Annotated in this window: 22 protein-coding genes; 19 read left to right on the top strand and 3 right to left on the bottom strand. The window is 69.9% G+C overall.

The genetic code is table 11. The features are described from left to right. Window positions 1–12: 12 nt before the first annotated feature. The 6 genes from priA to A5643_RS18985 are packed head-to-tail and all read left to right on the top strand — an operon-like array spanning window position 13 to window position 4,249. Window positions 13–759: a bifunctional 1-(5-phosphoribosyl)-5-((5-phosphoribosylamino)methylideneamino)imidazole-4-carboxamide isomerase/phosphoribosylanthranilate isomerase PriA gene (gene priA / locus A5643_RS06355; protein ID WP_066853108.1), complete on the top strand. Its 747-nt coding sequence runs from the start codon at window positions 13–15 to the stop codon at window positions 757–759. Window positions 760–765: 6 nt separating this feature from the next. After that, entirely contained in the window at window positions 766–1,581 is an 816-nt protein-coding gene (locus tag A5643_RS06360; protein ID WP_066853110.1) for an inositol monophosphatase family protein, read from the top strand. A 1-nt stretch (window position 1,582) separates the two neighbouring features. Continuing rightward, the gene (gene hisF / locus A5643_RS06365; protein ID WP_066853112.1) at window positions 1,583–2,368 is read left to right on the top strand and encodes an imidazole glycerol phosphate synthase subunit HisF; all 786 of its coding nucleotides are present in this window, start codon (window positions 1,583–1,585) and stop codon (window positions 2,366–2,368) included. Next, entirely contained in the window at window positions 2,365–2,712 is a 348-nt protein-coding gene (gene hisI, locus A5643_RS06370; protein WP_066853113.1) for a phosphoribosyl-AMP cyclohydrolase, read from the top strand. The genes hisF and hisI overlap by 4 nt, the downstream gene beginning before the upstream one ends. A 54-nt stretch (window positions 2,713–2,766) precedes the next feature. Continuing rightward, window positions 2,767–3,507 (top strand): DUF222 domain-containing protein, encoded by a 741-nt coding sequence (locus tag A5643_RS18980; RefSeq protein ID WP_502686212.1) that lies wholly within the window; start codon window positions 2,767–2,769, stop codon window positions 3,505–3,507. Further along, complete coding sequence (locus A5643_RS18985; protein ID WP_502686215.1) at window positions 3,488–4,249, top strand: HNH endonuclease signature motif containing protein; 762 nt, start codon at window positions 3,488–3,490, stop codon at window positions 4,247–4,249. Before A5643_RS18980 ends, A5643_RS18985 begins: the two co-directional genes overlap by 20 nt. On the opposite strand, the gene A5643_RS06380 is transcribed toward A5643_RS18985, so the two are convergent. Next, complete coding sequence (locus tag A5643_RS06380) at window positions 4,246–4,710, bottom strand: peroxiredoxin (RefSeq protein WP_066853115.1); 465 nt, start codon at window positions 4,708–4,710, stop codon at window positions 4,246–4,248. The genes A5643_RS18985 and A5643_RS06380 overlap by 4 nt on opposite strands. 51 nt (window positions 4,711–4,761) lie before the next feature. Here A5643_RS06380 and A5643_RS06385 point away from each other — a divergent pair, with 51 nt between their 5' ends. The 8 genes from A5643_RS06385 (at window position 4,762) to A5643_RS06420 (ending at window position 14,622) form a co-directional block, all read left to right on the top strand. Next, window positions 4,762–6,300: an anthranilate synthase component I gene (locus A5643_RS06385; protein ID WP_066853120.1), complete on the top strand. Its 1,539-nt coding sequence runs from the start codon at window positions 4,762–4,764 to the stop codon at window positions 6,298–6,300. After that, window positions 6,293–6,907 (top strand): TIGR02234 family membrane protein, encoded by a 615-nt coding sequence (locus A5643_RS06390; protein ID WP_066853122.1) that lies wholly within the window; start codon window positions 6,293–6,295, stop codon window positions 6,905–6,907. Before A5643_RS06385 ends, A5643_RS06390 begins: the two co-directional genes overlap by 8 nt. Window positions 6,908–6,972: 65 nt before the next feature. Next, on the top strand, window positions 6,973–7,791 hold the full coding sequence (gene trpC / locus A5643_RS06395) for an indole-3-glycerol phosphate synthase TrpC (protein ID WP_066853124.1): 819 nt from the start codon (window positions 6,973–6,975) through the stop codon (window positions 7,789–7,791). A gap of 8 nt (window positions 7,792–7,799) precedes the next feature. Then, a complete protein-coding gene (trpB, locus tag A5643_RS06400) occupies window positions 7,800–9,068 on the top strand; it encodes a tryptophan synthase subunit beta (RefSeq protein WP_066853126.1) in 1,269 nt (422 codons plus the stop codon). Then, entirely contained in the window at window positions 9,065–9,871 is an 807-nt protein-coding gene (gene trpA / locus A5643_RS06405) for a tryptophan synthase subunit alpha (RefSeq protein WP_066853128.1), read from the top strand. Before trpB ends, trpA begins: the two co-directional genes overlap by 4 nt. Before the next feature lie 13 nt (window positions 9,872–9,884). Then, entirely contained in the window at window positions 9,885–12,101 is a 2,217-nt protein-coding gene (lgt, locus tag A5643_RS06410; RefSeq protein ID WP_066853130.1) for a prolipoprotein diacylglyceryl transferase, read from the top strand. Between the two features lie 233 nt (window positions 12,102–12,334). Further along, window positions 12,335–13,753 carry a pyruvate kinase gene (pyk, locus tag A5643_RS06415; protein WP_066853132.1) on the top strand — a complete coding sequence of 473 codons (1,419 nt, stop codon included), beginning with the start codon at window positions 12,335–12,337 and terminating at the stop codon, window positions 13,751–13,753. Then, the gene (locus tag A5643_RS06420) at window positions 13,753–14,622 is read left to right on the top strand and encodes an acyl-CoA thioesterase II (RefSeq protein WP_066853134.1); all 870 of its coding nucleotides are present in this window, start codon (window positions 13,753–13,755) and stop codon (window positions 14,620–14,622) included. Before pyk ends, A5643_RS06420 begins: the two co-directional genes overlap by 1 nt. Window positions 14,623–14,631: 9 nt before the next feature. Here the strand turns inward: A5643_RS06420 and A5643_RS06425 are convergent, their stop codons facing one another. Further along, window positions 14,632–15,219: an HdeD family acid-resistance protein gene (locus A5643_RS06425; RefSeq protein WP_066853136.1), complete on the bottom strand. Its 588-nt coding sequence runs from the start codon at window positions 15,217–15,219 to the stop codon at window positions 14,632–14,634. Between the two features lie 70 nt (window positions 15,220–15,289). Between A5643_RS06425 and A5643_RS06430 the strand changes: the two genes are divergently transcribed. From A5643_RS06430 to A5643_RS06440, 3 genes are read left to right on the top strand one after another with little or no spacing between them, the layout of a single operon-like run. Further along, window positions 15,290–16,198, top strand: coding sequence for an ABC transporter substrate-binding protein (locus A5643_RS06430; protein WP_066853138.1), 909 nt, complete (start codon window positions 15,290–15,292; stop codon window positions 16,196–16,198). Next, entirely contained in the window at window positions 16,198–17,028 is an 831-nt protein-coding gene (locus A5643_RS06435) for an amino acid ABC transporter permease (protein ID WP_066853140.1), read from the top strand. Before A5643_RS06430 ends, A5643_RS06435 begins: the two co-directional genes overlap by 1 nt. 5 nt (window positions 17,029–17,033) lie before the next feature. Further along, window positions 17,034–17,786, top strand: coding sequence for an amino acid ABC transporter ATP-binding protein (locus A5643_RS06440; RefSeq protein ID WP_066853237.1), 753 nt, complete (start codon window positions 17,034–17,036; stop codon window positions 17,784–17,786). On the opposite strand, the gene A5643_RS06445 is transcribed toward A5643_RS06440, so the two are convergent. Continuing rightward, window positions 17,783–19,051 carry an alpha/beta hydrolase gene (locus tag A5643_RS06445; protein WP_066853142.1) on the bottom strand — a complete coding sequence of 423 codons (1,269 nt, stop codon included), beginning with the start codon at window positions 19,049–19,051 and terminating at the stop codon, window positions 17,783–17,785. The two genes, A5643_RS06440 and A5643_RS06445, sit on opposite strands and share 4 nt — an antisense overlap. A gap of 49 nt (window positions 19,052–19,100) precedes the next feature. On the opposite strand from A5643_RS06445, the gene macS reads away from it, so the two are divergent. Then, window positions 19,101–20,240, top strand: coding sequence for a MacS family sensor histidine kinase (macS, locus tag A5643_RS06450; protein WP_066853144.1), 1,140 nt, complete (start codon window positions 19,101–19,103; stop codon window positions 20,238–20,240). Next, window positions 20,240–20,896 carry a response regulator gene (locus A5643_RS06455; protein ID WP_066853146.1) on the top strand — a complete coding sequence of 219 codons (657 nt, stop codon included), beginning with the start codon at window positions 20,240–20,242 and terminating at the stop codon, window positions 20,894–20,896. The genes macS and A5643_RS06455 overlap by 1 nt, the downstream gene beginning before the upstream one ends. Window positions 20,897–20,920 lie beyond the last annotated feature (24 nt).

Consider the following 20,920-nt stretch of genomic DNA (forward strand, 5'->3'; position numbering starts at 1 on the left):
GGGTCGGTTCCCGTGGCGCTGATACTTCTTCCCGCGGTCGATGTGGTCGACGGCCGTGCCGTGCGACTGGTGCAGGGCAAGGCCGGCAGTGAGACCGAATACGGTTCGGCGCTGGAGGCGGCGCTGGGCTGGCAACGCGACGGCGCGGAGTGGATCCACCTGGTCGACCTGGACGCCGCGTTCGGGCGCGGCTCCAACCGCGAGCTGCTGGCCGAGGTGGTGGGCCGCCTGGACGTCAAGGTCGAACTCTCCGGCGGCATCCGCGACGACGACTCGCTGGCCGCGGCGCTGGCCACCGGATGCGCGCGGATCAACCTGGGCACCGCGGCGCTGGAGAACCCGCAGTGGTGCTCACGGGTGCTGGCCGAACACGACGACCGGATCGCCGTCGGACTCGACGTGCTGATCGACCGGGGCAACCCGGACGGGGAGCACCGGCTGCGGGGCCGCGGCTGGGAGAGCGACGGCGGCGAACTGTGGCCGGTGCTCGAACGCCTGGACAGCGAGGGCTGTTCACGCTTCGTGGTCACCGACGTCACCAAGGACGGCACCCTGGAGGGGCCGAACCTGGAACTGCTGCGCAACGTCGCCGAATGCACCGACGCGCCGGTGATCGCCTCCGGCGGGGTGTCCAGCCTCGACGACCTGCGGGCGATCGCCGAACTCACCGAGTCGGGGGTGGAGGGCGCCATCGTCGGCAAGGCGCTCTACGCGGGCCGGTTCACCCTGCCGCAGGCCCTGTTAGCGGTGCGGGAGTAGGCCCTGGTGGCGCCCGACACCGCCGAACTCAACGCCCTGGTCTCCGAGGCGTCGCGCATCCTCGACGCCGCCAGCGAACCGTTTCTGTCCGGACATCGCGCGGATTCCGCGGTCCGCAAGAATGGCAACGACTTCGCCACCGAGGTGGACCTGGCCATCGAGCGGCAGGTCACCGAGGCGCTCACCGCGGCGACCGGAATCGGGGTGCACGGCGAGGAATTCGGCGGCACCCCGATCGACGCGCCGCTGGTGTGGGTGCTCGACCCGATCGACGGCACCTTCAACTACGCCGCCGGTTCGCCGATGGCGGCCATCCTGCTCGGGCTGCTCAGCAACGGCGAACCGGTGGCCGGGCTGACCTGGCTGCCGTTCACCGGCCAGCGTTACACCGCGGTGGCCGGTGGGCCGCTGCGCGACAACGGTGTCGAGCGGCCCGCATTGACCCGCGGCGCGTTGTCCGACGCGATCGTCGGGATCGGCACCTTCAACGTCGACTGGCGCGGCCGGTTCCCGGGCCGCTACCGGCTGGCGATCGTGGAGAACCTCAGCCGGGTCACCTCCCGGCCCCGCATGCACGGCGCCACCGGCATCGACCTCGCCTACGTCGCCGACGGGATCCTTGGCGGGGCACTCAGTTTCGGTGACCACATCTGGGATCACGCGGCCGGGGTGGCGCTGGTGCGCGCTGCGGGCGGCGTCGTCACCGACCTGGCGGGTGAGCCGTGGACGGCCACGTCGCGCTCGGCGCTGGCCGCCGCGCCCGGCGTGCACGAGCAGATCCTGGACATCCTGCACCGCACCGGAGCACCGGAGGACTACTGAGATGAGCACCGCCAACGATGTTGCCGTGCGGGTGATCCCGTGCCTGGACGTCGACGACGGCCGGGTGGTCAAGGGCGTCAACTTCGCCAACCTGCGCGACGCGGGTGATCCGGTGGAACTCGCGGCCCGCTACGACGCCGAGGGCGCCGACGAGCTGACCTTTCTGGACGTGACCGCGTCCAGTTCGGGGCGGGCCACCATGCTCGACGTGGTGCGCCACACCGCCGAGCAGGTGTTCATCCCGCTCACCGTCGGGGGCGGGGTGCGCAGCGTGGCCGACGTGGACGCGCTGCTGCGCGCCGGGGCGGACAAGGTGTCGGTGAACACCGCGGCCATCGCCCGCCCGGAACTGCTGGCCGAGCTGTCCCGGCAGTTCGGGTCCCAGTGCATCGTGTTGTCGGTGGATGCCCGCACCGTGCCCGCCGGTGCCGAGCCCACCCCGTCGGGCTGGGAGGTCACCACCCACGGCGGCCGGCGCGGCACCGGCATCGACGCGATCGAGTGGGCGGTGCGCGGCGCCGAGCTCGGGGTGGGGGAGATCCTGCTGAACTCGATGGACGCCGACGGCACCAAGGCCGGCTTCGACCTGCCGATGCTGGCCGCGGTACGCAAGGGCGTGCAGGTGCCGGTGATCGCCAGCGGCGGCGCGGGCGCGGTCGAGCACTTCGCGCCCGCGGTGCACGCCGGAGCCGATGCGGTGCTGGCCGCCAGCGTCTTCCACTTCGGTGAGCTGACCATCCCGCATGTCAAGGCCGCGATGGCCGCCGACGGGATCCTGGTGCGATGACCGAGTTGGATCCGGCTATCGCCGCCCGGCTCAAACGCAACGCCGACGGGCTGTTCACCGCGGTGGTGACCGAGCGCGGCAGTGGCGATGTGCTGATGGTGGCCTGGATGGACGACGCCGCGCTGGCCCGCACCCTGGCGACCCGGGAGGCCACGTACTTCTCCCGCTCGCGCGGCGAGCAGTGGGTCAAGGGCGCCACCTCCGGGCACACCCAGCGCGTGCACGAGGTGCGGCTGGACTGCGACGGCGACGCCGTGCTGCTGGTGGTCGACCAGGTGGGCGGAGCCTGCCACACTGGGGAGCACAGCTGCTTCGACGCGGATCTGTTGCTGGGGCCGGAGTAGGGGCGGGTTCGGCGCGCCGGGCGCGTGTCGGCGGAACGCGCTACAATCGAAAGTATGTTCGATACCTCAGCGTCGTCGCAGACCCCGGCGGGTTTCACCGGTCTCGATGACGCCGCGGTGTTCGACCTCATGAGCGCGGCGGCACGCCAGCAGAACATCATGTGCGCCCGGGAGCTGGCCGCCATGGGCGAGCTGTACGCACGTCGCGCCCCCGAGAGCCAGACCGACAAGGAGCTTTGGGCGCTCGACGGTCACGCGGAGTTGGTCGCCGAACTCTCCGCTGCGCTGCGGATCAGCCGGGGACGCGCCCACAGTCGGCTGCAATATGCGATCACCCTGCGGGAGCGGCTGCCCCGCTTCGCCGAGGTTTTCGCCCGCGGTGACGTCGATTTTCGGGTGATGGCCGCCGTGGTGCATCGCACCGAGCTGGTCTACGACCCGGACGTGGTGGCCAAGTTGGACAAGGCGATCGCGGCCCACGCCAACCGATGGATGCGCCTCTCCGCGCCCAAACTGGCCGAACGCATCGACATGTGGGTGGCTCGGTTCGATCCGGCCGGCACTCGCGTGCCGGGCAAGCGGAACGAGGACCGCTACGTCGCCATCGAGCCGATCGGTGCCGGTCTGGCCGCGGTTTGGGCGCAGCTGCACGGAACCGACGGAGCCGCCCTCGACAGCCGCCTGGATGCGCTGGCCGGCACCGTCTGTCCCGACGATCCGCGCACCAAGAAGCAGCGCCGCGCCGACGCGTTGGGGGCGCTGGTTGCCGGTCTCGATGCGATGCGCTGCCTCTAGCGGCTCGCCGGACTGTGCTGCGGCACGCCGCAGTCCCGGCACCGAGATCGTCATCCATGTGCTGGCCGAGCAGTCCGCCGTCAGCGGCAAGACGGATGCGCCCGGTTATCTTCCCGGGTTCGGTCCGGTGCCGCCCGCTGCGCTGCGCGACATGGCGAACACGGCGAAATCCAAGCCCCTGCTGCTGCCGCCGGGGTGCCCCGAACGCGGGTATCGGCCGTCGGTGGCGCTCGCCGAGTTCATCCGATGCCGCGACCTCACCTGCCGGTTCCCGGACTGCGACCAGCCGGCGGCGGTATGCCAGATCGACCACACCGTGCCGTGGCCGCTCGGCCCGACGCACCCGTCAAACCTGAAGTTACTCTGCGTTTTCCATCATCTTCTGAAGACGTTCTACACCGGCGCGCAGGGATGGTCCGACCGACAGTTGGCCGACGGAACGGTGATCTGGACGTCCCCGAGTGGTCAGACCTACACCACCCACCCCGACGGCGCGGTGTTCTTCCCGGTGCTCGGCTCGCCCACCGGCGAACTCTCGATTCGGGTCGGAGATCGGCTGCCGGACAGCGTTCGCGGCCTGATGATGCCGAGTCGACGCTGCACCCGCGCCCAGGATCGGGAGCGTCGCATCATCGCCGAGCGTCGTATCAACGAAGAGCGGCTGGCGCGCGAGCGCCGGATCGCGCACCGGCGACGACGCAAGCAGGAACTGCTCGACAAGTTCCATCCGCCGCCGTTTTAGCCGGCTCCGCGCGCCCCCAACACCTCCAGCGCCTTGTCGGCGTGGGTCTCCATGCTGAATTCACTGGCGATCACCTCGAGCACCCGCCGGTCGGTGTCGATGACGAACGTCGTGCGCTTCACCGGCAACAGTCGGCCCAGCAGACCGCGCTTCACCCCGAATTGGGTCGCGACCGTCCCGTCGGGGTCGGACAGCAGCGGGTAGTCGAAGCTGTATTTCTCGGCGAACTTCGCCTGCTTGGCCACCGGGTCCGCGCTGATCCCGACCCGGGTCGCGCCCGCCGCGGCGAACTCCGCGGTGAGGTTGCGGAAGTGGCAGGCCTCTTTCGTGCAGCCGGGCGTCAACGCCGCCGGATAGAAGAACAGCACCACCGGGCCGTCGGCCAGCAGGCCGCTGAGGCGGCGCGGCGTTCCGGTCTGGTCGGGCAGTTCGAAGTCGGCCACCAGGTCACCAGGTTTCATGCCCGCCACGCTACGCCGGACCGCAACTCGCGGTCTGGGAGGATAAGCGTCGTGCACACCGACAACGCCGCCACGCTGTCCCGGGAGGATTTCCGAGCGCTGGCCGCCGAGCACCGCGTGGTCGCGGTCACCCGCAAGGTGCTCGCGGACGCCGAGACACCGCTGTCGGCGTACCGCAAGCTCGGCGCCGATCGGCCCGGCACCTTCCTGCTGGAGTCGGCCGAGAACGGCCGGTCGTGGTCGCGGTGGTCGTTCATCGGCGCTGGCGCGCCCACCGCGCTGACCGTGCGCGACGGCGCCGCGTTCTGGCTGGGCACCCCGCCGCAGGGCGCTCCGACCGGCGGTGACCCGCTGCAGGTGCTCGACGCCACCCTGCGCCTGCTGGCCACCGCCACCCCGCCGGGGCTGCCGCCGCTGTCCAGCGGCATGGTCGGGTTCTTCAGCTACGACCTGGTGCGCCGGCTGGAGCGGTTGCCGGAGTTGGCCGACGACGATCTCGGCCTGCCGGACATGCTGATGCTGCTGGCCACCGACATCGCGGCCGTCGACCACCACGAGGGCACCATCACCCTCATCGCCAACGCGGTGAACTGGGACGGCACCGCCGAGCGGGTCGATGAGGCCTACGACGACGCCGTCGCGCGCCTCGACGTCATGGCCGCCGCCCTCGACCAGCCGCTGCCGTCGACGGTGGCCACCTTCACCCGGCCGGAGCCGCAGTACCGGTCGCAGCGCACCGAGGAGGAGTACGGGGCGATCGTGGATCGGCTGGTCGGCGAGATCGAGGCCGGCGAGGCTTTCCAGGTGGTGCCCTCGCAACGCTTCGAGATGGACACCCCGGTGGACCCCATCGACGTCTATCGGATGCTGCGGGTCTCCAATCCGAGCCCGTACATGTACCTGATGCACATTCCGGCCGAGGACGGTTCGTTGGCGTTCTCGATCGTCGGGTCCAGCCCGGAGGCACTGGTCACGGTGCAGGACGGTCGGGCGACCACCCACCCGATCGCCGGCACCCGGTGGCGTGGCGCCACCGAGGAGGAGGACCAGCTGCTGGAGAAGGACCTGCTGGCCGACGAAAAAGAGCGCGCCGAGCACCTGATGCTGGTCGACCTGGGCCGCAACGACCTGGGCCGGGTCTGCCAACCGGGCACGGTGCGCGTCGAGGACTACAGCCACATCGAGCGCTACAGCCACGTCATGCATCTGGTGTCCACGGTGACCGGTCTGCTGGCTGAGGGCCGGTCGGCGCTGGACGCGGTGACCGCCTGCTTCCCGGCGGGCACGTTGTCGGGGGCGCCCAAGGTGCGCGCGATGGAGTTGATCGAGCAGGTCGAGAAGACCCGGCGGGGTCTGTACGGCGGCGTCGTGGGCTACCTCGACTTCGCCGGCAACGCCGACTTCGCCATCGCCATCCGCACCGCGCTGATGCGCGACGGCACCGCCTACGTGCAGGCCGGCGGCGGGGTGGTGGCCGACTCCAACGGGCCCTATGAGTACGCCGAAGCCCGCAACAAGGCCCGGGCGGTGCTGGCGGCCGTCGCCGCAGCCCAGACCCTGGCCGCACCCGCGGGAGACCGCGATGGCTGAATCCGGTTCGCGGCGCCCGCTGACGATCGCCCAGGTACTGCTCGCGGTGGCCGCCGCCGCGCTCTGGGTGGCCTCCCGGCTGCCGTGGGTGAGCATCCGGTCCTTCGACGAGTTGGGCCCGCCCACGACGACGACACTCTCCGGCGCCGAATGGTCGACGGTGTTGTTGCCGGCCGCGCTGGTGCTGCTGGCCGCCGTGGTCGCCGCGCTGGCGGTGCGCGGGTGGCCGTTGCGGGTCTTGGCGCTGCTGGTCGCGGCGTTGAGCCTGGCCCTGGGCTATCTGGCGATCGGGCAGTGGGCGGCCAGCGATGTCGCGGCGCGGGCGGCCCACCTGGCCCAGATCCCGGTCCAGTCGCTGACCGCGGGCACCGAGCGGCATCTGCTCGGTGCCGGGATCACGATGGTCGCCGCGGTGTGTGCGCTGGTCGCAGCGGTGCTGCTGATGCGGTCGGGGGCCGGCCGTGGTGCTGCCACGAAGTACGCCACCCCGGCCGCGCGCCGGGAGAGCGCCCAGGATGACGACGCCGAGGCCGGGCCGATGTCGGAGCGGCTGATCTGGGACGCGCTCGATGAGGGTCGCGACCCGACGGACACCGAGGGGCGGTGAGCAACGATGCGGTGCCGACGGCTACCCTTCGAGGTGCATCAACGCGTGGGAAGGAACCGACAGCCATGAGCTCGGCGACAGTGCTCGACTCCATCATCGAGGGAGTCCGTGCCGACGTTGCCGCTCGCGAGGCGCGCATCAGCCTTGCCGAGGTCAAGGCGGCCGCCGAATCGGTTCCTGCGCCACTCGACGTGATGGCGGCTCTGCGGGAGCCCGGCATCGGGGTGATCGCCGAGGTGAAGCGCTCGAGCCCGTCGAAGGGACAGCTTTCCGACATTCCGGACCCGGCCGAGTTGGCGCAAGCCTACGAAGCCGGCGGCGCCCGCGTCGTCAGCGTCCTCACCGAGGAGCGCCGCTTCGGCGGTTCGCTCGACGACCTGGACGCGGTGCGCGCGGCGGTGTCCATCCCGGTGCTTCGGAAAGACTTTATTGTTCGCCCGTACCAGATTCACGAGGCGCGCGCCCACGGCGCGGACATGCTGCTGCTCATCGTCGCGGCGTTGGAGCAGCAGGCGCTGGTCTCCCTGCTGGAGCGCACCGAATCGTTGGGGATGACCGCCTTGGTCGAGGTGCACACCGAGGAGGAGGCCGACCGGGCGCTGCAGGCCGAGGCCAAGGTCATCGGTGTGAACGCCCGGAACCTGAAAACACTTGAGGTGGACCGCGATTGCTTCGCGCGCATCGCACCCGGGTTGCCCAGCAACATCATTCGGGTTGCGGAATCCGGCGTGCGCGGACCGGCCGATCTGCTGGCTTACGCCGGGGCCGGCGCGGACGCGGTCCTGGTCGGCGAAGGACTGGTCACCAGCGGCGACCCGCGGGTGGCCGTCGCCGACCTGGTCACCGCCGGCACGCATCCGTCCTGCCCGAAACCGACCCGCTAACCGGTTTGATGGCCGGTTTGTCGGGTCCCGACCTGCCCCGCCCCAGCGCCGCGGTCGCTGAACCCACGGCGCACGAGCCCGACTCCCGGGGGCATTTCGGTGTCTACGGTGGTCGATTCGTCGCCGAAGCCCTGATGGCGGTCATCGAGGACGTCACCGTCGCCTACGACAAGGTGCGCAACGACCAGGAGTTCCTCGACACCCTCGACCGGTTGCAGACCCACTACAGCGGCCGACCCTCGCCGCTGTATGAGGCCACCCGGCTCAGCGAACACGCCGGGGGAGCGCGGCTGTTCCTGAAGCGCGAGGACCTCAACCACACCGGCTCGCACAAGATCAACAACGTCCTCGGCCAGGCGCTGCTGGCCAAGCACATGGGCAAGTCGCGGGTGATCGCCGAAACCGGCGCCGGCCAGCACGGGGTTGCCACCGCCACCGCCTGCGCGCTGCTCGGCCTGGACTGCGTCGTGTACATGGGTGCGGTGGACACCGCCCGCCAGGCGCTGAACGTGGCGCGGATGGAGTTGCTCGGCGCACGGGTGGTCTCGGTCGAAGCGGGATCGAAGACCCTCAAGGACGCCATCAACGAGGCGTTCCGCGACTGGGTCACCAACGCCGACACCACCTACTACTGTTTCGGGACGGCCGCGGGGCCGCATCCGTTCCCGGCCATGGTGCGCGACTTCCAGCGGATCATCGGCCTGGAGACCCGCGCCCAGATCCAGGCCCAGGCCGGGCGGTTGCCCGACGCGGTGACCGCCTGTATCGGCGGCGGCTCCAACGCGATCGGCATCTTCCACGCATTCATCGACGACCCGGCCGTGCGCCTGGTCGGCTACGAGGCGGCCGGCGACGGCGTCGACACCGGCAGGCACGCGGCCACCTTCACCGGCGGGTCACCGGGCGCCTTCCACGGCTCGTTCTCCTACCTGCTGCAGGACGACGACGGACAGACCATCGAGTCGCACTCGATCTCCGCCGGTTTGGACTACCCGGGCGTGGGGCCCGAGCATGCCTGGCTGCGCGACACCGGACGCGCGGAGTACCGGCCCATCACCGACCGGGAGGCGATGGACGCCTTTGCGTTGCTGTGCCGCACCGAGGGCATTATTCCCGCGATCGAGTCGGCGCACGCGGTCGCCGGAGCACTGAAACTCGGCGTCGAATTGGGCACCGGCGCGATCATCGTCGTGAACCTGTCCGGCCGCGGCGACAAGGACGTCGAGACGGCCGCGAAATGGTTCGGTCTGCTCGACGAGAACCGGGAGCAGGGATGACGGCGGGTCCGCAGAGCCGGCTGGACGGGCTGTTCAGCGCGAGCCGTGCCGAAAACCGTTCCACTCTCATCGGTTATCTGCCCACCGGCTATCCGGATGTGCCGACCTCCATCGCGGCGATGACCACGCTGGTGGAAAACGGTTGCGACATCGTCGAAGTCGGCGTGCCGTACTCCGATCCGGGGATGGACGGCCCGACGATCGCGGCGGCGGCCGCGGCTGCGCTGCGGGGCGGAGTGCGGGTCCGCGACACGCTGTCGGCGGTCGAGGCCATCAGCAACGCGGGTGGGCGTGCCGTGGTCATGACGTATTGGAATCCCGTGCTGCGCTACGGAGTCGACGCGTTCGCGCGCGACCTGGCCGCCGCCGGCGCCGACGGCTTGATCACCCCTGACCTCATCGTCGACGAGGCCGACGAGTGGCTGGCCGCCTCGGATGCGCACGGCCTCGACCGCATCTTCCTGGTGGCCCCGTCGTCGACCGCGCAGCGGCTGGAGGAAACCGTCAAAACGACACGTGGTTTCGTCTATGCCGCCTCGACGATGGGGGTGACCGGCGCTCGCGACGCGGTGTCGGACGCCGCACCGGAGTTGGTGCGGCGAGTCCGAGCCGTCTCCGATATTCCGGTCGGTGTCGGGCTGGGGGTGCGGTCGCGTGCGCAGGCCGCCGAAATAGGCAGTTATGCCGACGGGGTGATCGTCGGCTCGGCGCTGGTCTCCGCTCTGACCGATTCCCTGTCGGCTCTGGGGAATCTGACGGCCGAACTGGTTGCTGGTGTGCGGCAAAGGACTGCCCAAACCTGAGGACTTTCCCATCATGATGACCGATCTGCTGACCTACCTGCCGAGCCCGCCGCGCGGCGTTTGGTATCTGGGACCGATCCCGCTCCGCGCGTACGCGCTGTGCATCGTCGCCGGCATCCTGGCGGCGCTGTGGCTCGGCGACCGCCGTTGGGTGGCGCGGGGCGGCGACCGTGGGGTCGTCTACGACATCGCGTTGTGGGCGGTGCCGTTCGGTCTGCTGGGCGGCCGGATCTATCACGTGATCACCGACTGGCCGAAGTATGTCCCGGGCGGCGAGGTCGGACCGTCGGGTATCTGGCGAATCTGGGACGGCGGTCTCGGAATCTGGGGTGCGGTGGCCCTCGGTGCGGTGGGGGCGTGGATCGGGTGTCGGCGCCGCGGCATCCCGCTGCCAGCGTTCGGTGATGCGATCGCGCCGGGCATCATCCTGGCTCAGGCGATCGGCCGGCTGGGCAACTACTTCAACCAGGAGCTCTACGGCCGGGAGACCACGCAACCGTGGGGGCTGGAGATCTTCAACCGCGGCCCCAACGGCTGCCTCGGCGTCCAACCCTTCGACGGGGTGTCGACGGGCGAAGTATGCGCCATCGTGCACCCGACCTTCCTCTACGAGTTGGTGTGGAACCTGCTCGTTTTCGCGCTGCTGCTCTACGTCGACCGCCGTTTCCGCCTCGGCCACGGCCGGCTGTTCGCGCTGTATGTGGCCGGCTACTGCGTCGGCCGGTTCGCCATCGAGTTGATGCGTTCGGATCCGGCGTCGATGCCGATCGCCGACATCCGGGTGAACTCCTTCACCGCCGCGCTGGTGTTCATCGGCGCGGTCGTCTACATGATTCTCGCGCCGAAGGGCCGGGAGAACCCGGCGTTGCTGGGGACCGGCGAGGCAGCCGAGGCCGGCGAGATCGACGAGATCGACGAGGCGGAGGAGGCGGCGCCGGAGCTCGCCGAGTCGGCTGCCGACGAAGGCTGGGCCGAGTCGGCCACGGGTGATGAAGGGGCTGCCGAAACGGTCGTAGCCGCGGCCGAACTCGCCGATGCCGACGAGGCCGAGAGCGAGGTCGCCGGGACCATCGAACCGGTCGAGGAGTCGGCGAGCGAAGACGCCGCCGGTGACGAAGCCGCCTCCGACGTGGACGCCACTGATTCCGACACGGGCGACGCCGAAGCCGACGAAACCGGGGCCGACGAAGAACCTGTCGGCGAGGACGAGGTGGACGTCGACGAAACCACACCGAGCGAAGTCGAAACCGACCAGGTAGACGACGTAAGCGACGAAGCCGAGCCGACTGCCCAGGAAGCAGAGGGCACCACCGAGACCGACCAAGACACCGACGAGGAGCCGGTGGCCGAAGAACCGTCCGACGATATTGCGACAGTCGAAGACGCCACCGACACCGCCGAAACTCCACCAAGCGAAGACGAAACCACCCCGGCCGATACCGACCAGCCAGACGACTCGAGCGACGAAGCCGAGCCGACTGCCCAGGACGCCACCGACACCGCTGAGACCGACCAAGACAGCGACGAAGAGCCAGTGGCCGAAGAACCGTCCGAAGACGTTGCGACAGTCGAAGACGCCACGGACACCGCCGAAACTCCACCAGAGGAAGACGAAACGGCATCTGCCGACACCGACCAGCCAGACGACACCACCGACGAAGCCGAGCCGACTGCCCAGGACGCCACCGACACCGCTGAGAGCGACCAAGACAGCGACGAAGAGCCGGTGGCCGAAGAACCGTCCGAAGATATTCCGACAGTCGAGGACGCCACGGACACCGCCGAAACTCCACCAGAGGAAGACGAAACCGCCTCTGTCGATACCGACCAGCCAGACGACTCGAGCGGCGAAGCCGAGCCGACTGCGCAGGACGCCACCGACACCGCTGAGAGCGACCAAGACAGCGACGAAGAGCCGGTGGCCGAAGAACCGTCCGAAGACGTTGCGACAGTCGAAGACGAAAACGCCTCTGCCGAAACCGACCAGCCAGACGACACAGCAGACGAACCCGAACCACCCGCCCAGGACACTGACGGCACCACCGACACCGAGGCGAGCGACGACGAAACCGATCCGGCGGAGCCCACCTCCACGTCCGAAGACGACCACAGCGGCTCCGAACCGGAGCCGGCAGAAGAGCCTGCACCCGAAGCCACCAGCCCAACCGACGCCGAGCCGGAACCCCCGAAGAAACGCCGACGGTGGCGTCGCCGCGGCAAACGGTCGTAAACCGATCGAAAGGGCCACCGGGCCGTTTCCACCCGCGCCCGTCCACCGCGCCGCTTACGCCGTAAACGGTCGGGCACCAGCGCGGAGGCCCAAGGGGCCGACCGAATTTCACCTTCCGGCCAGGTTCCCTGCGAGCGCGAACCGGATGCCGCGGGGACGTCTGGAAACTAGATCCGCAACGCCCGGGCTCTTGCCGATCAGCAAAGTCCGCACCCCGCGACTATGCTGAGGCCGTGACGCGACGCGGAAAGATTGTTTGCACGCTCGGTCCAGCCACCAGCAGCGACGAGATGGTGACGGCACTGGTCGAGGCCGGAATGGACGTCGCGCGGTTGAATTTCAGCCACGGTGACCACTCCGACCACAAAGCGGCCTACCGGCGGGTGCGCAACGCCTCCGACGCCAGCGGCCGGGCGGTCGGCGTCCTCGCCGACCTGCAGGGCCCCAAGATCCGACTGGGACGCTTCGCCAAAGGCCCGGTGTACTGGGCAGACGGCGAAAGCGTCCGGATCACCGTCGAGGACTGCCCCGGCGACCACGACCGGGTCTCCACCACCTACAAGCAACTGGCCGAAGACGCCGTGCCCGGTGACCGCGTCCTGGTCGACGACGGCAACGTCGCCCTGGTCGTGGACCGCATCGACGGCGACGACGTGGTCTGCACCGTCACCGTCGGGGGACCGGTCAGCGACAACAAGGGCATCTCGCTGCCCGGGGTGAACGTCTCGGCGCCCGCCCTGTCGGAAAAGGACGTCGAAGACCTCGAGTTCGCCCTCGAACTCGGCGTCGACATGGTGGCGCTGTCCTTCGTCCGCTCACCGAACGACGTCGAACTGGTCCACGAGGTGATGGACCGCGTCGGCCGCCGGGTCCCGGTGATCGCCAAATTGGAGAAACCCGAGGCCGTCGCCAACCTGGAGGCCATCGTCCTGGCCTTCGACGCCGTCATGGTGGCCCGCGGCGACCTCGGCGTGGAGATGCCACTCGAGGTCGTGCCGATGGTGCAGAAGCGCGCCATCCAGGTGGCCCGGGAGAATGCCCGCCCGGTGATCGTGGCGACCCAGATGCTGGAGTCCATGATCGAGAACGTGCGCCCGACCCGCGCCGAGGCCTCCGACGTGGCCAACGCGGTGATCGACGGGACCGACGCCGTCATGCTCTCCGGTGAGACCGCCGTCGGGAAGCACCCGTTGGCGGCGGTGCGCACGATGAGCAGCATCCTCGCCGCCGTCGCCGAGGACTCCATCAGCGCCCCACCGCTGAGCCACATCCCGCGGACCAAACGCGGCGTGATCTCCTACGCCGCGCGCGACATCGGGGAACGACTGGGCGCCAAAGCCTTGGTGGCGTTCACCCAGTCCGGGGACACCGTGCGCCGACTGGCCCGGTTGCACAGCAGGCTGCCGCTGCTGGCGTTCACCACGCTGCCCCAGATCCGAAGCCAGCTCGCGATGACCTGGGGCACCGAAACATTCATCGTTCCGTTCCAACAGTCCACCGACGACATGATCCGCGAGGTCGACAAGTCGATGCTCGAACTCGGCCGCTACAGCCGCGGCGACCTCATCGTCATCGTCGCAGGCGCCCCGCCGGGCACGGTCGGCTCGACCAACATGATCCACGTGCACCGGATCGGTGAGGACGATGTCTAGTGAGCAGCAACGACTTTCAGGAGCTGCTGGCCCTTCTTGATCTGCAGCCGACAGGCCACGACACGTTCACCGGCTCACATCCGAGCAAGAATCCGCCACGCACCTTCGGCGGCCAGCTGATGGCACAGTCGTTCGTCGCGGCCAGCCGCACCCTCGAGCGCGCCCTGCCACCCAGCGCACTGACCGTGCACTTCATCAACGGCGGCGACATCGACAAGGACATCGAGTTCCGGGTGGTACGGCTGCGCGACGAACGCCGGTTCGCCAACCGGCGGGTCGACGCGTACCAGGGCGACACCCTGCTGTCGTCGACCATGGTCTGCTACCTGGCCGGCGGCAGCGGCCTCGAACACGGCATCGCACCCCCCGACGTCCCGGCGCCGGACGCGCTGCCGCCGATCACCGAACTGCTGCGGGGCTATGAGAAGACGGTGCCGATGTTCGTCGGCGCACTGCAGCCGATCGAGTGGCGCTACACCAACGACCCGTCCTGGGTGATGCGCGACAAAGGCGAACGGCTCACCTACAACCGGGTGTGGGTCAAGGCCGGCGGCCCCATCCCCGACGACCCGGTGCTCCACGCCGCGGCGATGGTCTACTCGTCGGACACCACCGTGCTGGACTCGATCATCACCACCCACGGCCTGTCGTGGGGCTTCGACCGGATCTTCGCCGCCAGCGCCAACCACTCGATCTGGTTCCACCGGCCGGTCGACTTCACCGACTGGCTGCTGTACGCCACGACCTCACCGGTGGCCACCGACCTGCGCGGGCTGGGCACCGGGCACTTCTTCGACCGCGCCGGCCAACTGGTGGCCACCGTGGTCCAGGAGGGCGTCGTGCGCTATTTCCCCAGCAAGAACGGCTGACGCCCGCGGTTACCGCGGCGCCAACACCCGGTCGACGCGCTTGGCGGCGCTGCGCATGCTCACCGCGGAGACGATCTCGAAGATCCCGATCACGATCAGCCAGCTGCCGGTGACCAGGGTCAGGATGAACAGCGAAGCGAACGGCGACGCCAGCATGACCAGACCGGCCAGCAAGCTGAGCACCCCGACGAAGATCGTCCAGCCCCGGCCGGGCAGTTCGGGATCGCTGATCGCCGAGACGGTGGCGGCGGTGCCGCGCAGGATGAACCCGATCCCGATCCAGATGGCCAGCAGCCAGATCGCGACGCTCGGGTCGTCGCCGAAGTGCCGGAACGCCAGCACCGCCAGGATCACCGAGGCCGCGCCGCTGATGAACGACAGCACCCGCCCGCCCGCGGTGATGTGCAGACTGAACGCGAAGATCACCTGCGCGACACCGGTAACCAACAGGTAGGCGCCGAACAGGATCGCCGCCGCCACGATGCTCTCACCCGGCAGCACCAGAACCAGCACACCGAGGACCAGCGCGAGCAGTCCGGAGACCAGGGTGGACTTCCACAGGTGCGGCAACAAATTGGGAACCGAGTTCGTCTGCATGGCCGGAGTCTCTCACATTTGTTGCGGCCGTGGCGTGTCCGGACGACCTTCGACGCCGGATCGGACGAAGATGTCCGGTGTGAGGGCGGCGCGGAGCCGGTGGCTGCGGGTGATCGGCCCGGCGCTGGCCGTCGGGGCGATCACGGCCGGCTGCGTGCAGAACGCCGACGAGTCCGACGGACTGCCCGCCGTGCCGGTGACCGCCACCCGGGTCGACGCGATCGCGGCCACCGTGCCCGCGCCGATCGCCGACGCTGGTCGCCTGGTCATCGGGGTGAACCTGCCCCAGCCGCCCAACCAGTTCCACGACGCCCGCGGCCGCGTCGTCGGCTTCGACATCGACTTGATGGATGCGGTCGCCGCGGTGCTGGGCCTGACGACCAGCTACCAGCAGGCCGATTTCGAGAAGATCATCCCGGCGGTGCGGGGCGGCACCTTCGACGTCGGCATCGCGTCGTTCACCGACACCGTCGAGCGCGAACGGGTCGTCGACTTCGTCACCTACTTCGCCACCGGCACGCTGTGGACCCAGCGCCCCGGCCCACCGATCGACCCGGACGACGCCTGCGGCCTGCGCGTCGCCGTGCAGACCGCGACCATGGCCGACACCCATGAGATCCCGGCCAAAAGCGCCGCCTGCGAACTGGACGGGCGCCCCCCGATCGAGAAGGTGAAGTTCGAACGCCAGGACGTCGCCACCAACGCGCTGCTGCTGGGCCGGGTGGACGCCATGTCGGCCGACCATCCGGTGGCCCGCTGGGCCATCGACCAGACCGACGGTCGGCTGATCGCGGCGGGGGAGTCGGCCGGGCTCTCGCCCTACGGCTGGCCGGTGGCCAAGGGCTCGGCGCTGGCCGAATCCTTGCGGCTGGCGTTGACCCATCTGATCGACACCGGTGACTACCGGGCGATCGCGCAGGCGTGGAACCTCGAATCCGGGATGATCCGTGTCCCGGTGATCAACGGCGCGCTCGCCTGATGGCCGGCATCGACGCCGTTCCGCTGCGCCACCCGTGGCGCTGGCTGGCCGCCGGGGTGCTGGCGGTTCTGGGCGCACTGTTCGTCTACGGGGCCGCGACCAACCCGGCATACGGCTGGCCGGTGTATGCGAAATACCTGTTCGACCAACGGATATCGCAGGCGGCGTGGACCACGGTGCAGTTGACCGTGCTGGCGATGCTGCTGGCCATGGTGCTCGGCGTCCTGCTCGCGGTCATGCGCGGTTCGCCCAATCCGGTGTTGCGGTGGGTCGCCTGGTTCTACCTGTGGGTGTTCCGCGGCACACCGGTCTACGTGCAGTTGATCTTCTGGGGCCTGCTGCCCACCCTCTACGGCACGATCCGGCTGGGGGTGCCGTTCGGGCCGGCGCTGCTGCAGCTCAACCTGACCGAACTGTCGCTGGGCTTCGTGCTCGCGGTCATCGGGCTGGGCCTCAACGAGGCCGCCTACATGGCCGAGATCATCCGGGCGGGCATCGCCTCGGTGCCCGCCGGGCAGGTCGAGGCGTCGACCGCGCTGGGCATGTCGTGGTCGTTGACGATGCGGCGCACCGTGCTGCCGCAGGCGATGCGGGTGATCATCCCGCCCAGCGGCAACGAGGTGATCAGCATGCTCAAGACCACCTCACTGGTGACCGCGGTGCCCTACAGCCTGGAGCTCTACGGCCGCTCCCGCGACATCGCCGGCGTCATCTTCGAGCCGATCCCGCTGCTGCTGGTGGCGGCCACCTGGTACCTGGCGATCACCAGCGTGCTCATGGTGGGCCAGCACTATCTCGAGCGGCGCTTCGCCCGCGGTGGCCCGCGATGACCCCGATGGTCCGCGCCGAGCAGGTGTGCAAGGACTACGGCGGCCCGCCGGTGCTGCGTGAGGTGTCGCTGGAGGTGCGGCGAGGCGAGGTGCTGTGCCTGGTCGGACCGTCGGGCTCGGGCAAGTCGACGTTCCTGCGCTGCATCAACCATCTGGAGTCGATCAGCGCGGGCCGGCTGTACGTCGACGGCGAACTGATCGGCTACCGGCAGTCCCGCGGCCGGCTCTACGAGCTGCGGCCGCGGGAGATCGCCCGGCAGCGGCGCGGCATCGGGATGGTGTTCCAGCAGTTCAACCTGTTCCCGCACCGCACGGCGTTGGAGAACATCATCGAGGCGCCGATCCACGTCAACCGGGTCAAAGGCGAGGTGGCTCGCGCCCGCGCCCGCGAGCTGCTGGCGCGGGTGGGGCTGGCCCAGAAGGCCGACGCCTACCCCGCGCAGCTCTCCGGCGGCCAGCAGCAGCGGGTGGCGATCGCGCGTGCGCTGGCGATGGAACCCAAGCTGATGCTGTTCGACGAGCCGACCTCGGCGCTCGACCCGGAGTTGGTCGGCGAGGTGCTCGCGGTCATCAAGGTCCTGGCCGACGACGGAATGACCATGGTGGTCGTCACCCACGAGATGGCGTTCGCCCGCGAGGTCGCCGACACGGTGGCGTTCATGGCCGACGGGGTGATCGTCGAATCCGGTTCACCCGCCGAGGTGCTGGACAATCCGACCCATGACCGCACCCGGGCGTTCCTGTCGCGGCTGCGCTAACCCGTTGCGGCGGAAGTCGATTGGCGTGCCACACCGAGCGGCGCGTACACCTCGGCGAGGAACTGCTCGACGGCCACCGCGGTGTGCGTGGCGCGCGGGGAGGAGAAGATCTCGAACGCGTGCTGAGCGAACGGCAACTCCGCGTAGACCACCGGATTCTTGCTCACCTCGCGCAGCCGGGCGGCGAAGTCGCGACCCTGCTGGACCGGGACCAGGGTGTCGTTGGTGCCGTGCAGCAGGAAGAACGGTGGCGCGTCCTCGGCGACGTAGCTGATCGGCGAACTCGAGCGGTACACGTCCGGGAACTGCCTGCGGCTCTGCTTGAACACGTAGGACTGCAGCGCGGGCACCAGCAGCGGGTGCATCGCGCTGTCGGTGCGCCCCATGTCGTAGACGCCGTAGAACGGCACCGCGGCCTGCACCCGGGTGTCGGCGTCCTCGAATCCGGGCTGGAACTCGGGCAGGTTAGGGGTCACCGCCGCCAGCGCCGAGAGGTGACCGCCGGCCGAACCGCCGGTGATCGCCAGCCACTCCGGGTCGCCGCCGTACTCGGCGATGTGCTCCTTGGTCCAGGCGATCGCCCGTTTGACGTCGATGATGTGGTCCGGCCAGGTGGACCGCGGGCTGAGCCGGTAGTTGATCGACACGCAGACCCAGCCCCGCTCGACCAGGTGGCTCATCAGCGGGTGCGCCTGCCCCCGCTTGCTGCCCACCATCCACGCACCACCGTGCACCTGCAGCAGCACCGGCGCCCGGCCGGCGCGGTCGAGGTCGGGGCGTCGCCAGATGTCGAGGTGGTTGCGGGCGCCGAACTCGCTGTAGGAGATGTCGGCGTCCTGCGTGTAGTCGCGGTAGATCTGCAGCATGCGCCACGCGCCGGGCGCCCTGCCCAGCGGCGGGGCGGAGGCCGGCCGGGCCCAGATGTCGGATCCCGACGTGCGCCGGTCGGTGCCCAGTTCGGCGTCCAGTGCCGCGGTCAGCGGCTCACCGGCGCGCCGACCGATACGGTCCAACCCCAGCAGGCCCAGCCACGACAGCACCGACACCAGCCAGGCGAACCGCCGGACCCGCGGCGACAGCCACGCCGACACCGCCGTCAGCAGCGTCGACTGGGCGGCGATCAGCGCCAACGGCAGCTCGGTGGTGAAGACGCCGGCGGCGAACGCGAACAGCGACACATACCCGCGCTTGCTCCACGGACGGTATCCGTTCACGGTGGTGGCCAGACCGGCCAGTGACCCGAATACGGCGACAATCTGCTTCATAGCCGTCTACTAAACCATTTCGGGCCGCGCGGAAATCTATGCTGGCGCCGTGACATCGGCGTCGGCACCGGATCCGGCCGCCCCGCTGTGGCGGGCCGCTCAGGTGTTTCGGCTGCTCAGCTGCGGCTATGCGCTGGGCTTCCAGATCGCGGTGAACCACGACCTGACCCGGCCGGTGCTGGGCTGGCTGCTGTTCGCGGTGCTGGTGGGCTGGAGCGCGCTGCTGGCCGCCGGCTACCTGCACGGCTTCGCGCGCCGGCCGGGCTGGGTGGTCGCCGAGATCGCGGTGGTGCTGGTGCTGGTGGCCTCCACCGCCCTGGTGGCGAGCCCGCAGTGGATGCTCGACAACCAGTCCTGGCCCACCACCTTGTGGGCGACCAACGCGACGATCTCGGCGGCCATCCTGCGGGGCCCGGTGGCCGGGATGCTGACCGGGGTGGCGGTGATCGCCGCCAGCACCGCGCTGAAGGGCCACCTCGACGTCAACCTGGGCCGCAACGCCACCATCGTCATCGAGTTGGCCGTCGGCCTCGCGGTGGGAATGGCCGCCCAGACCGCGCGGCGCGCGCACACCGAGCTGCAGCGGGCGACCCGGCTGTCGGCCGCCCTCGAGGAGCGGGAGCGGTTGTCCCGGCACGTGCACGACGGGGTCATCCAGGTGCTGGCGCTGGTGGCCAAGCGGGGCCGGGAGATCGGCGGGCCGACCGCGGAACTGGCCGACCTGGCCAGCGCGCAGGAACGCGCCCTGCGGCGGCTGGTCACCGCCAGCGACACCGGGGCGGCCGACGGCGCCAGGCTCGACCTGCGCAGCCTGCTGGCGCGCCGGGAGGACGACACGGTGGTGGTGAGCCTGCCCGGCACCCCGGTCCCGCTGGACGCGCAGCTGGCCACCGAGTTGGACGCCGCGGTCGGCAACGCCCTGGACAATGTCCGGCTGCACGCCGGGCCGGACGCCCGCGCCTACGTCCTGCTGGAGGACCTCGACGACACGGTCGCGGTCAGCATCCGCGACGACGGGGTCGGAATCGCACCCGGACGCCTGGCCGAGGCGGCCGCCCAGGGCCGGCTCGGGGTGTCGAAATCGATCGTGGGCCGGTTGGCCGCGGTGGGCGGCACCGCCGAGGTGCGCACCGAGGTCGGGGAGGGCACCGAGTGGGAACTGACCGTGCCGCGCGGAAAGGAGCCGTGATGAGTGAACCCGACGCCCCGACGGTGATGGTCGTCGATGACCACCCGATCTGGCGGGACGCCGTCGCCCGCGACCTGGCCGACGACGGGTTCGCGGTGGTGGCGACCGCGGACGGGGTGGCGTCGGCCAAACGGCGCGCCGGCGCCGTCAAACCCGATGTGGTGCTGATGGATATGCGGCTGGCCGACGGTGACGGCGCGCAAGCCAGCGCCGAAGTGCTGTCGGTGTCGCCGTCGTCGCGGATCCTGGTGCTGTCGGCATCCGACGAACGCGACGACGTGCTGGAGGCGGTCAAGGCCGGCGCCAGCGGCTATCTGGTCAAAAGCGCCTCGAGAACCGAACTGGCGGAGGCGGTCCGGGCCACCGCGGCCGGTCGGGCGGTGTTCACACCGAGCCTGGCCGGGCTGGTGCTGGGGGAGTACCGCCGCATCGCCCGGCGTCCCGACGGTGATCCGGGCGGTCCACGGCTGACCGAGCGGGAAACCGAGGTGCTGCGCTATGTCGCGAAGGGCTTGTCCGCCAAGCAGATCGCCACGAAACTCTCGCTGAGCCACCGCACGGTGGAAAATCACGTGCAGGCGACGTTCCGCAAACTGCAGCTCGCGAACCGGGTCGAGTTGACCCGCTACGCGATCGAGCACGGCCTGGATCGGTGAGCCACCCCGGGTAAATTTACTCAG

The sequence above is a fragment of the Mycobacterium sp. 1274756.6 genome, assembly GCF_001668625.1.
Lineage (GTDB): Bacteria > Actinomycetota > Actinomycetes > Mycobacteriales > Mycobacteriaceae > Mycobacterium.